Genomic DNA, 12,496 nt, shown 5'->3' with positions numbered 1-12,496 from the left:
GCCCGACAGAAACCCCTCCCACTCCTTAGGAGTCAGCCGATGTCGGCTTTCACCATGTACTCGACGCCCTGGTGCGGTTACTGCCACCGCCTGAAGGGTCAGCTCAAGCGGGCCGGTATCGAGTTCGTCGAGGTCGACATCGAGCAGCAGCCGGATGCGGCGAAGCTGGTCGAGAAGATCAACAACGGCAACCAGACCGTGCCGACCGTGGTCTTCCCCGACGGCACCGCGATGACGAACCCGTCGCTGGCCCAGGTCGCGGAGAAGCTCGTCGCCTGATCATTCCGGAACGCGGGCGGGTCATATCGCCTGAGTTATGGACATTACGGTCATGACCGTTATACCTTCCTGTGACCAACGTCGCAGGGAGCCCGCCCATGATTCCGCGCCGTCCCGTCCGTTATGCGCTCAGTCGTCGTGCCCTGAATCGCGCCGTCGCGACCCTGGCCGTCACGCTGGGCTTGATCACCAGCGGCGGCCTGGCCGCGACCGCGGGGCCGCCTGATCCGGCCGGCACGGGAGACATCCCCTTCCCGTTCCCGTCGGAGAACGGCCCGATCCAGCCGCCGACCACCCCGTTCGCCCCGGCCGACGACGTCATCCACGACCTCGGCTCGCCGGTCCTCTCGCTCACCGTCATGGAGGGTGCGGTCGGCCGGCTGCCCGACGGACGCGACGTCGTGTACGCCGTACCTGCCGGTGAGAACGCCCGCCTCAACGTCGTGGACCTGCACACCCGCCAACTGATCAGCGCGACGCCGCTTCCGGGTGCCGCGGGCGCGTGGGCGATCGTGGTGGCACCCGACGGCAGCGTGTACGTCGGCACCTACCCGAGCGCGCACCTCTACCGCTACAGCCCGGACACCGGCACGGTGACCGACCTGGGTCAGCCCGTTCCGGGCGAGTCCTACATCTACGGCCTCACCGCCGACCAGAACGGCAACGTGTACGCCGGCACCTATCCGACCGCGCACGCCTTCAAGTACGACCCGTCGAACGGACAGGTCACCGACTACGGCTCCCTCGACCCGGTGCAGCAGTACGCACGGTCGACGGTCTACGACCCGGACCACAACAAGCTGTTCGTCGGCGTCTCCACGCCGAACGCACGGCTGCTGCGCATCGACGTGGCGACCAAGGCGGTCGAGGACATCACTCCCCCGGGCATCACCGCCAAGGACTTCATCGACCTGGACTACGCGGACGGAAAGGTGTTCGGCAACGCCAGCGGCCGGCTGGTCGTGGTCGACGCGGTCACCGGTGAGCAGGTGAAGTTCACCGACTCCACCACCGGCACGCAGGTCATGGACTACCCGATCGCCGCCCGGGGCGTGTCCGCGGCCGGTCCAGGAGGCGTGTACTTCACCAGCAACACACTGGCCCTCATCCACTACGACCTCGACACCAACACGGTCGGTCCGGTCGCACCGCCGCGGACAGTGACGCGGGGCGGCTCGATCGGCTACGGCTGGGTGACCGAGAACGGCGTACCCGTCCTGTACGGCCTGGCCGGCAACTACTCCGGTGGCACGTTCCGGTACAACCCGGCGGACGGGACGCTCGCGCAGTGGAGCTCACCGTTCCAGTACGTGCCATCACCACTCATGCACGAGCTCGCCGACCCCGCCACGGGCAAGGTCTTCGTCAATGTCTACCTGAACGGGTCCACCGCCAGCTACGACCCGGCTACCGGTAAGACCACGATCACCACCCGGCAGGGACAGGTCGAAGACTGGAACTGGGACGGCAACGGCAAGCTGTACGTCGGCATCTATCCGTACGGCCGCCTGTCGCTCTGGGACCCGACCGCCCCCGATAGTCCGACCAATCCGAAGGAACTGTTCAGCCTGGTCGACAGCCACCACCAGAACCGGCCGGTGTCCGTCGTACCGGCCGGCAACCGCGTGTACGTCGGCACCACTCCGGCGTACGGCGAGTACGGCGGCTCCCTGACCGTGCTCGACGTTCCGACCGGTGCGTTCACGGTCTACCGCAACCTGGTGCCCGACCAGACGATCGCGTCCGTCCTCCCGCTTGGTACGAACGTCTGGGCGGGCTCCGGCATCGAAGGCGGCCAGGGCACCGAGCCCAAGGCCACCGAGGCGCACCTGATCAAGGTCGACCCGTCGTCCGGCCAGGTGCTGTCCGACATCGTGCCGGTGTCCGGCGCGGCCAGCATCAACGAACTGATCACCGGACCGGACGGCAACCTGTGGGGCCTGGCCGACGGCATCGTGTTCGTCGTCAACCCGTCCACCGGTCAGGTGATCCGTCAGCTCCCGGTGTTCAGCGGAGTCACCGGCGCCAACGACGGTGCGCTGTCCTGGCGCGACGGCTACCTGTACGGCGTCACCAGCGGCCGGCTCTTCGTCCTGGACATCCTCAGCGGCGAATCGACCATCCTGCGCGACCACGGCCTCAACCGGCTCACGCAGACTCCGGACGGCACGTACTACACGCTGCTGCGGCCGGACGGCTACACCAACCCGACCAACCTGGCCTCCTACACCCCACCGGCCGACACCTGTCCGCAGTCGGACATCCGGGCCGCGGTCTGGACCGGGAACGTCAACAGTCACGTGCAGAACCGCTTTGTCAGCTACGGCTGCACATTGACCGACGTCTTACCGGATGCGAAAGCGGACTGGCCGAGCCACGGCGCCTACGTCATCGCCGTGGACAAGAAACTCAGGCAGCTCGAGTCCGACGGCAGCGTGGAGCGCTGGGAGGGGGTCCTGATCCGCGTCGCCGCCGCTCAGTCCGACGTGGGCTCGTGATCACCAGCTTCCGGTGAGCGCCTCGCCGTACCAGCCTTCGATCAGGCGGCGGGAGATGGAGATGTTGCCGGGGAGGGCCATCGTGCCGGCTTCGACCAGCGCACGAAGGTCCTCCCGGGTGAACCACCTGGCTTCGGCGATCTCGTCGGCGTCCACCTCGATGTCGAAGGCCGACGCCTTGGCGTAGAAGCCGAGCATCAGGCTGGACGGCAGTGGCCACGGCTGGCTGCCGGCGTACTCGATCTCAGGCCCCACGACCACACCGGTCTCCTCCAGCACCTCACGCCGTACGGCGTGCTCGAGCGACTCACCGGGCTCGACGAAGCCGGCCAGCGTCGAGTACCGGCCTTCCGGCCAGGCCTCGTTGCGGCCGAGCAGTGCGCGGTCCTGGTCGTCGGTGACGAGCACGATGATCGCCGGATCGCTGCGTGGGAAGTGCGAGCGGCCGCACACCGGGCACTGCCGGACGTGCCCAGCCTCGACGACCTCGGTGTGTGCGCCACAGTTGGCGCAGTGCGTGTGGACGGCGTGCCAGTTGGACAGTCCGATCACGTTGACCGCGATACCGGCCTCACGGTCGTCCAGTACGGCGCCCATCTCACGCAGACCGGCGTACGACTCGTCGGCCTCGCCGTCGATCAGTACGGCGAACACCGCCCGGCCGTCCGCGGTCTGTCCGGCACCTGACTCACGGTCGATGCCCAGGAAGACCCTGGCGCCCTCAGGCGCCTCGGCGGGCGACACGAACAGCAGTGCGGTCCGGTCCGGGGTCACCCGCAGCTTGTCCTCGGACACCACGACCACCTGCGTGTCCGGGGCGGCCCATGCCTTGGCCAGCCACTCCTCGTCACGCCTGCGGTCGGCCGCCCGATCGAGAATGGAGCGGGACAGCGCTAGGGAAGCTGGTGCGATGGAGTAGGCCACATGACTCAACATATCCCGGCCGCGTGAGAGCATCCCCGCATGAGTATTCACATCGCCGCCGAGAAGGGGCAGATCGCACCGCGGGTGCTGTTCCCCGGGGACCCGCTGCGGGCCAAGTGGATCGCCGAGACCTACCTGTCCGACGTGATCTGCTACACCGAGATCCGGAACATGTTCGGGTTCACCGGCACCTACAAGGGTGAGCGGATCTCTGTCCAGGGCTCCGGCATGGGCCAGGCGTCCGCCTCCATCTACGCGAACGAGCTGTTCGCGGAGTACGACGTACGCACGCTGATCCGGGTCGGGACGTGTGGCGCGCTGACCGAGGACGTCCGGGTCCGCGACGTGATCGTGGCGATGTCCGCGAGCACCGACTCGCAGATGAACCGGCTGCGCTTCCACGGCATCGACTACGCGCCGACCGCCGACTACCAGCTGCTCCGCGCGGCGGTGGACGCGGCCGAGGCAGCCGGGTTGAACGTGCACGTCGGTCAGGTGTTCTCCGGCGACCTGTTCTACAACGACCGTCCGGACCTGGTCTCGCGGACCGCGGAGTACGGCGTACTCGGCATCGAGATGGAGGCCGCGGCGCTCTACACGCTGGCAGCGAAGTTCGGCCGCCGCGCGCTCGGCATCATGACGGTGTCCGACCACCTGATCACGCACGAGGTGACCAGCGCGGAGGAACGGCAGACGACGTTCTCCGAGATGATCACCATCGCTCTCGACGCCGCGATCGAGGTGCCGGTCTGAAGCGCTATATGGGCACAGTCACCGCCATGACCGTGGTTGCCCTCCTCACCGCCTGTTCTTCGTCGAAGGGTGACGAGCAGAAGGCGGACGACAAACCGGCCGCCAGCGGTACGACGTCCGCACCGGCCCCGGCACCGATGTCGACCATCAACGCCACCCAGGTGGTCGCCGGCCTCACCGGCGCCGGCTACAAGTGCACCCCGGACGTCGCCTACGTGACGTGTACGTCGGGCGCCACGTCGGTCGGGATCCTCACCGGATCGCACCCCCGTCCGCCGGTGGTGTCGCTGCACGCGGCCGGACCGGTCGACACGTCGTCGGCCGAGATCGCCAAGGTGCTGCCACAGGTCCTGGAGCTCGCCCATGTCAACCAGGGCGGGGACATCGTCAGCTGGTTCGGTCAGCAGAAGGCCAGCACGGCCCAGATGACCGCAGGCGACTGGCTGGTCGAGTACTCGGCCGAGGTCGACACCTACGAGCCCGGCACCAACCTGACCCTCACCGACAAGCTCTGCAAGGTGAACTGTCAGGCGGAGTAGGTCTGGTTACGCCGCGACCAGTTTCGGAAGGACCTGCTTGACCCGATCGGTCAGCAGGTCCGGCACCTTGTCCGGGGCCGCGGCGTAGCCGACCACGGCTTGCTCGAACAGGCCGTCCACCAATGCGTACGCCGTGGGCGCGTCGACGGTCGGCGTGGTCCCTCTGAGGTCGGCGTAGCGGGTGAGGATGCGCCAGATCATCTGCTCGAGCAGCTGGTCGATCGCGACGACATCCGGCCGCAGCTGCTCCTCGAACATGCTCTGGCCGCGCAGGTCGTACCAGAGCCGGTGCATCGGGGTTTCCTCGACCAGTGTCTGCGTCATCTTGCCCAGGAAGCCGGCGGCCAGTTCCTCGCCGGAGGTGGCGGTCTCGACGACCTCGTCGTACCGCTGGGCGCACTTGGTCTTGTAGTGCCGCACGCAGTAGCTGATCAGGTCGATCTTGTCGCGGAAGTAGTAGTGCACGACGCCGTGGGTGAACTCGGAGTTGTTCGCGATCTCGCGCAGGCTGGTCCGTGCGTACCCGAGCTCGCCGAGCGTCTTCAGCGCCGATTCGGCCAACGCGACCCGGCGGCGCTCGATCTTGTCGATCCCGGAGATCCGGGCGGGCCGGTCCTCTTGCGCGGCGTTCGCCGAGGTCACGGTCACCACCCACTCCCTGTCGCACGGCCGGGTTCGTTCGCGTCAGCGTACCCCCGCCACGGGCCAGGCGCTCCCGTGGCGGGGAGATTTCTTGACAAGTGTCAAACAAAGTCTTGACGAGTGTCAAACAACTGGCCAGAGTGTGAAACGACCCCGGTGTCCTTCAACCACAAGGAGCTTCTGATGGGCGGACTCGATCTCTCTGGCCGCAAGGCCCTCGTCACCGGTGGAGCCCAGGGGCTCGGCGAGGGGATGGCGAAGGCGCTCGCGGCGGCCGGCGCCAAAGTGGTCGTCAGCGACCTGCAGAAGGACAGCGGCGAGGCCGTCGCCGACGCGCTGGACAGCGAGTTCGGCGACGGCAACGGATTCGTCGCCCACGACATCACCGACGAGAGCAGCTGGGAGAACGCGGTCATCGCGGCCAACGACATCCTCGGCGGCCTGGACATCCTGGTGAACAACGCCGGCATCGAGATCACCAACCTGCTCACCGAGGTGACCGTCGACGAGATCCGCAAGATGCTCGAGGTCAACGTGCTCGGCACCACACTCGGGATCAAGTGGGGCCTGCGGACGATGCGCCCGGACGGGCTGGCCGGCCAGGGCGGCGCGATCATCAACGTGGCCTCGGTCGCCGCGACCATCGCGTTCCCGGGCGTCGCCGTCTACTCCGCGACCAAGTCCGCGGTCGACCGGCTGACGCGGGTCGCGGCGATGGAGTCCGGCAAGCTCGGGTACGGCGTACGCGTCAACTGCATCTATCCCGGTCTGGTGCCGACGCCGATGGGCGCGGGGCTGGCCAACGACGTCGCGCAGCTCGGGCTGTTCGAGTCCCCCGAGGCCGCGGTCGCCGCGGTGATCGGGCTGACTCCGGCCGGCCGACTCGGTGAGGTCACCGACATGGCCGACGCGGTCGTCTTCCTCGCCTCGGACGAGGCGCGGTTCATCACCGGCATCGGACTGCCGGTCGACGGCGGAATGGGGATGTGATCGCCATGAGCACAAAACCCGTCGTCGTGTACGGCGCCTCCGGTTACACCGGCCGGTTGGTGTGTGAGTACCTCCGCCACTACCACGTGCCGTTCGTGGCCGCCGGTCGCAATGAGAACAAGCTGAAGGAGTCGATGGACTCCCACGTGCCGGGCATCGAGACAGCCGACTACGAGATCGCCACCGTCGACCATGACGTGTCCGCGCTGACCGATCTGTTCAAAGGCGCGTCAGTGGTGCTCAACACGGTCGGACCGTTCAGCGAGCTCGGCCCAGCGGCGGTCGAGGCTGCTCTCGCGGCGGGTGCGCACTACACCGACACGACTGGCGAGCAGGACTGGCTGATGACCTGCGACGAGACCTATGGTCCGCAGTTCGCCGAGGCAGGCCTGCTGCTCGCTCCCGGGATCGCGCAGATGTACACGACGAGCGAGATCGCCGCGCAGCTGTGTCTGGAAGAGCCCGGCCTGGACACCCTGGACATAGCGGTGTTCTGGGGCGGCAGTCCGACCATCGCATCGACCAGAACCATCTTGGTGAACGCAGCCACGTCCAAGGCGCACTACCTCGAACACAACGCGTACGTCGAGTTCCCCGAGCAGGGCCTGGTGTCCCTGGTGGTGCCCGGGCAACACGAGCTGGCGTTGTCGCTGCCGTGGGGTGGCATGTCGCACCCGGTCTGGTTCAAGCGCGATCCGCGGGTGGCCAACTGCAAGTCGCAGGGCGGTGTCTTCAATGCCGCGCTGATGAACGGCGTACCGCAGATCGTCGCCGCAGCTCTCGAAGCCACCAAGGACATGGCTCCGGACGACCGCAACGCGGCGCTGACCGAAACCGCGCGTCAGGTGATGAACCAGATGCCACCGCGCGAGAACCCACGCGTGAACAAGACGCTGGACTCCGTCCACGCCTCCGGACCACTCGGCCGGGCGCACTGCGTCATCCATGGCAACAGCAACTACCAGCAGACCGGTCTGCTCCAGGCGTATGCGGCGTACTCACTGCTGCAGACACCGCCGAAGCGTGTCGGGTTCGCCAGTGGTTGCCAGGCATTCGGTCACCGTGAGCTGCTCGGCGTACTGCGCAGCTTCGGGTTGGTGTCCGAACCACAACTGACCACGCTGCACTGAAGGAGTCACAGTGCGACTGGTCGACTACCTCGACAAGGGCGCCTCGCTCGGTCCGGACGCAGCCTGCCTGACCACCGACGGCGAGACGCTCTCGTACGCCGAGGTGCAGCAGCTGTCCCACCGGATCGCGGCCGGCCTCGCGGCGAGCGGCGTACGACCGGGTGGCAAGGTCGCGATCCTGTCGGCGAACGACCCGATCGCGTTCAGCTGTGTGTTCGGGATCAGCCGGGCCGGTGCGGTCTGGTGCCCGATCAACCCGCGCAACGAGGCCGCGGAGAACCGCGAGCTGCTCGACCAGTTCGACTGTGAAGTACTGATCTACCAGGCGGCGTTCGCGCCCCTGGTTGAACGGATCCGCGACGAGCTGCCGAAGGTCCACACCTTCGTCTGCCTCGACGAGGATCCCGGCCCGGGCCAATCCCCCCACCTCAATGGCCGGGGCCAGACTGTCGGCTGGGACGCGTTCTGCGGGGGCGTGTCCCAGCCGGCACCCGATCTGACCGATCCCGACAACCTCGCGACGATCGTCGGGACCGGTGGGACCACCGGGCGCCCGAAGGGTGTGATGCTCAGCAACACGAACCTCGAGACGATGACGGCGCTGACCCTGATGGGCTATCCGTTCGGCGAGCGGCCGGTCTACCTCGCGCTCGCTCCGCTCACCCACGCGGCCGGCGTACTGTGCTTTCCCGTCCTCTCGTCCGGTGGCGAGATCGTCATCATGCGGACTCCCGACGTCCACGCGTTCCTGCGGCTGATTCCGCAGTACGGCGTGACGCACACGTTCCTGCCGCCGACGGTGATCTACATGGTGCTCGCGGCCCCGGAGCTGGACACGACGGATCTCTCGTCGCTGCGTTGCTTCTGGTACGGCGCGGCCCCGATGTCGGTGTCGCGACTCGAGGAGGCGCTGCAGCGGATCGGCCCGGTAATGGCCCAGCTGTTCGGGCAGACCGAGGCGCCGATGATGATCTCGATCCTGCCGCCCGCCGAGCATTTCGATGCCGCTGGCAACATTGCGCGCGGGCGCCTGGCCTCGGCCGGGCGTCCTTCTCCGCTGGTCACGACCGCGATCATGGCCGCGGACGGATCCCTGCTCCCACGGGGGGAGCGGGGCGAAATCGTGGTCCGCGGTTCGCTGGTGATGCAGGGGTACTACCGCAATCCCGAGGCCACCGCGGCCGCATCGGCGTACGGATGGCACCACACCGGCGACATCGGCTACCTGGACGGCGAGAACTACCTGTACATCGTCGACCGGGCCAAGGACATGATCATCACCGGCGGCTTCAACGTGTACTCCACCGAGGTCGAGCAAGCGTTGATGGCGCATCCTGCCGTCCAGGACTGCGCGGTAGTTGGCCGGCCGGACGAGAAGTGGGGCGAGCGGGTCGTGGCCGTCGTCCAGCTGCAGCCGGACGCGACCGTCGAGGCCGCCGAGCTGATCGCCTTCGCCAAGGAACGCATCGGCAGCGTCAAGGCGCCCAAGGACGTGCTGGTCTGGTCGGACCTGCCGCGCTCCAAGGTCGGCAAGGTCCTCAAGCCGGACATCAAAGCCCGGCTGGACGCTCTAGCTGCTCCCTGACGCAGCGGCGGTCGAACTGGCGACGACGATCGCCGCCGTCACCGCAGCCTGCATCTCGGAGACGGCCTTCTTCACCGCGTCCGCAGCCCAGTCCGACTCGGCGATCTCCTTCGCCCGCCGCTTGAGCGCCTTCTTGTCCACCGCGTCGGTGACGACCTTCGGTACGACGTTCAGCGCGCTGAGCAACGCGATCAGCGCGCCGGTGCGCTCGTCCGGCGAGGTTCCCACCTTCAGCACGCTCTCGAGCTTGGAACGCACCTCGGCCTCATGCCGCGCGTCCTTGGCCGGCCAACGCGTCACCGGGAACAGACCGAGGACCTTGCCCTCGTCCGCCTGCAGGACACCGCGGTCGGCGAGCCGGGCGAGCAACTGGTCCCGCAGCTTCTTCGACAGCCGGCCGATCTGATCCTTGGGCCGCTTGCCGGGCTTGCCCGCGACGAAGGCCAACCGCTCGTCCAGGATCGCGTCGCCGGTCGGTGCGGCGTCCAGCACCTTCAACCGACCGGCCTTGACCCCGTCACCGGCACTGGTGACGTCGATCTTCCCGAGCACGGTCAGCTCGATCAGCACGGCACCGGCCAGCGCGTAGTCCAGCCCTGGTGATCCCGCGATCGGCTTCCCGCTCTCGTCGTCGTACAGCAGCAACAAGAGATCCTCGGCAATCAACATGCCTCCAACCTAGGCACGCCCTCCGCCCCCAGGCATCCGCCGCGCGAACTACCCGGCGCATCCACCGTGGTCAGGATGTGGGTCTGGTTTCGATGCGGAGTCAGCTATCTAGTAAGGTAAGCCTTAGCTAAGCGAAGGTTCGCCCACCTCGAAAGCAGACCGCCATGACCAGAGCACTGCCCGAGCCGTCCTTCCGGCGCTTCTTCGCCGGCGTCGGCACCCTCAGCCTCCGGCCGTTCGACCTGACCGAGGACGTCACCACGCTGCACGGCTGGGTCACCCAGCCGTACGCCCGGTACTGGGGGCTGCTGACCGCGTCCGTGGAGGACGTGCACGCGGAGTACCTCCGGATCGAGAGATCCGGCCACCACCGCGCCTTCCTCGGCGAGCACGACGGCCGCCCGGCGTTCCTGATGGAGCGCTACGAACCGTCGTACGACGCGGTCGGCAAGGTGTACGACGTGGCGCCGGGCGACATCGGCATGCACGTGCTCGCCGGGCCGCCGGTCGCACCGATCACCGGCTTCACGGGAGCCGTGTTCGAGACGATCCTGGACAGCCTGTTCAGCGACCCGCTGGTGGACCGGATCGTGGTCGAACCGGATGTCAGGAATGTGAAAATCCAGGCCCTGAATGAACGGATGGGGTTCCGCCAGCACAGCATCGTGGACCTGCCGGACAAGCAGGCCTGGCTGAGCTTCTGCACCCGCGACCAGTACGCCGACGCGACCCGGATGAATGAGGCAGGCTGAATGATCGACCACCTGAACCCCGACGTCTGGGCCGTCGTCAACCGCGCACTGGTACGCAAGGCTCTCTCCGAGTTCGCGCACGAGCGCATCCTCGAACCGATTGCTGACGGCAACGGATACTCGGTCGGGCGCTACCGCTTCACGGCCCGGCGGTATCCCTTGAATCATTGGGATATCGATGCCGACTCGCTGGACAACGGTGGCGCTCTTGATGCGCTGGAGTTCATCACCGAGTTCCACGAGCAGCTCGGGATCGGCGCGGACATGCTGCCGGTGTACCTCGAGGAGATCAGCAGCACGCTCGCGAGTGCGGCGTACAAGCTCTCGAAGCCGGACCTGACCGCGGCCGATCTGGTCACCGCGGACTTCCAGACGATCGAGGCCGCGATGACCGAGGGGCACCCGTGCTTCGTCGCGAACAACGGGCGGCTCGGGTTCGGGGTCGCTGACTATCGCGCGTTCGCACCGGAAACCGGTGCGGCGGTTCAGTTGACGTGGATCGCCCTACGCAAGGATCGCGCCACGGTCGCGCACAGTACGACGCTCTCGTATGACGAACTGCTGCAGGCCGAGCTCGGTTGCGCGGTGCTGGAGGAGTTCGCGGCTCGGATCGTTGCCGTGGGCGCTGATCCTGGGGACTACGTCTACCTGCCTGTGCATCCTTGGCAGTGGGAGAACAAGACGTCGATCACGTTCGCGGCGGACATCGCTCAGCGGCACATCATTCATCTCGGGTCGGGTGCGGACGAGTATCAGCCGCAGCAGTCGATCCGGACGTTCTTCAACCGGTCGCACCCTTCGAAGCACTATGTGAAGACGGCGTTGTCCGTGCTGAACATGGGGTTCATGCGTGGGCTGTCGCCGACGTACATGGCCGCGACGCCGGCGATCAACGACTGGGTCCACGGACTGGTCTCGAACGACCTGGTCCTGAAGCGCTACGGCTTCTCCGTGCTGCGGGAAATCGCGGCGGCGGGGTATCACAACCGGTACTACGAGAACGCGACCGCGAAGACTTCGCCGTACCGGAAGATGCTGTCGGCGTTGTGGCGGGAGAGCCCGCTGCCCGGCCTCGAGCCCGGTGAGCGGCTGGCCACGATGGCGAGCCTGCTGCACGTCGATCGGCACGGTGCGTCACTCGCGGCGGCCTTGATTCGCGCCTCCGGCCTGGAGCCGGCCGCGTGGCTGCGGGCCTACATCGACGCGTACCTGATTCCGCTGGTGCACAGCTTCTACGCCTACGAGCTGATCTTCATGCCGCATGGCGAGAACCTGATCCTGGTACTACGGGACGCGGTGCCGACCCGGGTCATCATGAAGGACATCGCCGAGGAGATCGCGGTGATGGACCCCTCGACTCCCCTGCCGGCCGAGGCCGAGCGGGTCCGCGCCGAGGTGCCGGACGACGAGAAGCTGCTGTCGGTGTTCACCGATATCTTCGACTGCATCTTCCGGTTCCTGTCCCCGCTGCTGGATCGCGAGGGTCTGCTGACGCCGTCGGAGTTCTGGACCGTGGTGGCCGCGGCAGTCCGCGACTACCAGGCCGCGACACCCGAACTCGCCGAGGCGTTCGCGAAGTACGACATCCTCGCGGCTACCTTCGCGCTGTCCTGCCTGAACCGCCTGCAGTTGAAGAACAACCAGCAGATGGTCGACCTCACGGACATCGCCGGCTCGCTGCAGTTCGTCGGGACGCTGGAGAATCCGCTCGTCACACAAGCAACTGGCTGACCAG

General features: G+C 67.2%; 12 protein-coding genes. 9 read left to right on the top strand and 3 right to left on the bottom strand.

The features are described 5' to 3' along the window. The first annotated feature begins 39 nt into the window (after window positions 1-39). The gene (locus tag ACZ3HV_RS14365) at window positions 40-279 is read left to right on the top strand and encodes a mycoredoxin (RefSeq protein ID WP_360365938.1); all 240 of its coding nucleotides are present in this window, start codon (window positions 40-42) and stop codon (window positions 277-279) included. 98 nt (window positions 280-377) lie between these two features. After that, window positions 378-2,777, top strand: a complete 2,400-nt coding sequence (locus ACZ3HV_RS14360) for a DUF6923 family protein (protein WP_465684334.1) — start codon at window positions 378-380, stop codon at window positions 2,775-2,777. On the opposite strand, the gene nudC is transcribed toward ACZ3HV_RS14360, so the two are convergent. Next, on the bottom strand, window positions 2,778-3,701 hold the full coding sequence (gene nudC, locus ACZ3HV_RS14355; RefSeq protein WP_465684332.1) for an NAD(+) diphosphatase: 924 nt from the start codon (window positions 3,699-3,701) through the stop codon (window positions 2,778-2,780). Window positions 3,702-3,740: 39 nt separating this feature from the next. Between nudC and deoD the strand changes: the two genes are divergently transcribed. Next, complete coding sequence (deoD, locus tag ACZ3HV_RS14350; protein WP_360365932.1) at window positions 3,741-4,454, top strand: purine-nucleoside phosphorylase; 714 nt, start codon at window positions 3,741-3,743, stop codon at window positions 4,452-4,454. A 26-nt stretch (window positions 4,455-4,480) separates the two neighbouring features. Next, a complete protein-coding gene (locus ACZ3HV_RS14345) occupies window positions 4,481-4,993 on the top strand; it encodes a hypothetical protein (RefSeq protein WP_465684330.1) in 513 nt (170 codons plus the stop codon). Between the two features lie 6 nt (window positions 4,994-4,999). Here ACZ3HV_RS14345 and ACZ3HV_RS14340 read toward each other — a convergent pair whose 3' ends face one another. Further along, window positions 5,000-5,641: a TetR/AcrR family transcriptional regulator gene (locus tag ACZ3HV_RS14340; RefSeq protein WP_465684328.1), complete on the bottom strand. Its 642-nt coding sequence runs from the start codon at window positions 5,639-5,641 to the stop codon at window positions 5,000-5,002. Window positions 5,642-5,818: 177 nt separating this feature from the next. Here ACZ3HV_RS14340 and ACZ3HV_RS14335 point away from each other — a divergent pair, with 177 nt between their 5' ends. From ACZ3HV_RS14335 to ACZ3HV_RS14325, 3 genes are read left to right on the top strand one after another with little or no spacing between them, the layout of a single operon-like run. Beyond that, complete coding sequence (locus ACZ3HV_RS14335) at window positions 5,819-6,625, top strand: SDR family NAD(P)-dependent oxidoreductase (protein ID WP_465684326.1); 807 nt, start codon at window positions 5,819-5,821, stop codon at window positions 6,623-6,625. Window positions 6,626-6,630: 5 nt separating this feature from the next. Continuing rightward, a complete protein-coding gene (locus ACZ3HV_RS14330; protein ID WP_465684325.1) occupies window positions 6,631-7,755 on the top strand; it encodes a DUF5938 domain-containing protein in 1,125 nt (374 codons plus the stop codon). A gap of 10 nt (window positions 7,756-7,765) precedes the next feature. Then, entirely contained in the window at window positions 7,766-9,340 is a 1,575-nt protein-coding gene (locus tag ACZ3HV_RS14325) for an AMP-binding protein (protein WP_465684323.1), read from the top strand. Here the strand turns inward: ACZ3HV_RS14325 and ACZ3HV_RS14320 are convergent. Continuing rightward, window positions 9,326-10,009: a GOLPH3/VPS74 family protein gene (locus ACZ3HV_RS14320; RefSeq protein ID WP_465684321.1), complete on the bottom strand. Its 684-nt coding sequence runs from the start codon at window positions 10,007-10,009 to the stop codon at window positions 9,326-9,328. The genes ACZ3HV_RS14325 and ACZ3HV_RS14320 overlap by 15 nt on opposite strands. Window positions 10,010-10,173: 164 nt before the next feature. Between ACZ3HV_RS14320 and ACZ3HV_RS14315 the strand changes: the two genes are divergently transcribed. Together ACZ3HV_RS14315 and ACZ3HV_RS14310 are read left to right on the top strand one after the other, a co-directional pair. After that, window positions 10,174-10,761 (top strand): GNAT family N-acetyltransferase, encoded by a 588-nt coding sequence (locus ACZ3HV_RS14315; RefSeq protein WP_465684319.1) that lies wholly within the window; start codon window positions 10,174-10,176, stop codon window positions 10,759-10,761. Further along, on the top strand, window positions 10,762-12,492 hold the full coding sequence (locus ACZ3HV_RS14310; RefSeq protein ID WP_465684317.1) for an IucA/IucC family protein: 1,731 nt from the start codon (window positions 10,762-10,764) through the stop codon (window positions 12,490-12,492). The last annotated feature ends 4 nt before the right edge of the window (window positions 12,493-12,496 follow it).

The sequence above is a fragment of the Kribbella sp. NPDC020701 genome (assembly GCF_055562215.1).
The sequence above is the reverse complement of the archived record's forward strand: the minus strand, read 5'-3'. Positions and strand labels throughout refer to the sequence as shown.

What these genes read in the sequence shown, in the direction of transcription:
- ACZ3HV_RS14315 (WP_465684319.1), top strand. Translation starts at nt 10,174, where the DNA reads ATGACCAGAGCACTGCCCGAGCCGTCCTTCCGGCGCTTCTTCGCCGGC.
- ACZ3HV_RS14335 (WP_465684326.1), top strand. Translation starts at nt 5,819, where the DNA reads ATGGGCGGACTCGATCTCTCTGGCCGCAAGGCCCTCGTCACCGGTGGA.
- deoD (WP_360365932.1), top strand. Translation starts at nt 3,741, where the DNA reads ATGAGTATTCACATCGCCGCCGAGAAGGGGCAGATCGCACCGCGGGTG.
- ACZ3HV_RS14310 (WP_465684317.1), top strand. Translation starts at nt 10,762, where the DNA reads ATGATCGACCACCTGAACCCCGACGTCTGGGCCGTCGTCAACCGCGCA.
- ACZ3HV_RS14360 (WP_465684334.1), top strand. Translation starts at nt 378, where the DNA reads ATGATTCCGCGCCGTCCCGTCCGTTATGCGCTCAGTCGTCGTGCCCTG.
- ACZ3HV_RS14330 (WP_465684325.1), top strand. Translation starts at nt 6,631, where the DNA reads ATGAGCACAAAACCCGTCGTCGTGTACGGCGCCTCCGGTTACACCGGC.
- ACZ3HV_RS14345 (WP_465684330.1), top strand. Translation starts at nt 4,481, where the DNA reads ATGACCGTGGTTGCCCTCCTCACCGCCTGTTCTTCGTCGAAGGGTGAC.
- ACZ3HV_RS14365 (WP_360365938.1), top strand. Translation starts at nt 40, where the DNA reads ATGTCGGCTTTCACCATGTACTCGACGCCCTGGTGCGGTTACTGCCAC.
- ACZ3HV_RS14320 (WP_465684321.1), bottom strand. Translation starts at nt 10,009, where the DNA reads ATGTTGATTGCCGAGGATCTCTTGTTGCTGCTGTACGACGACGAGAGC.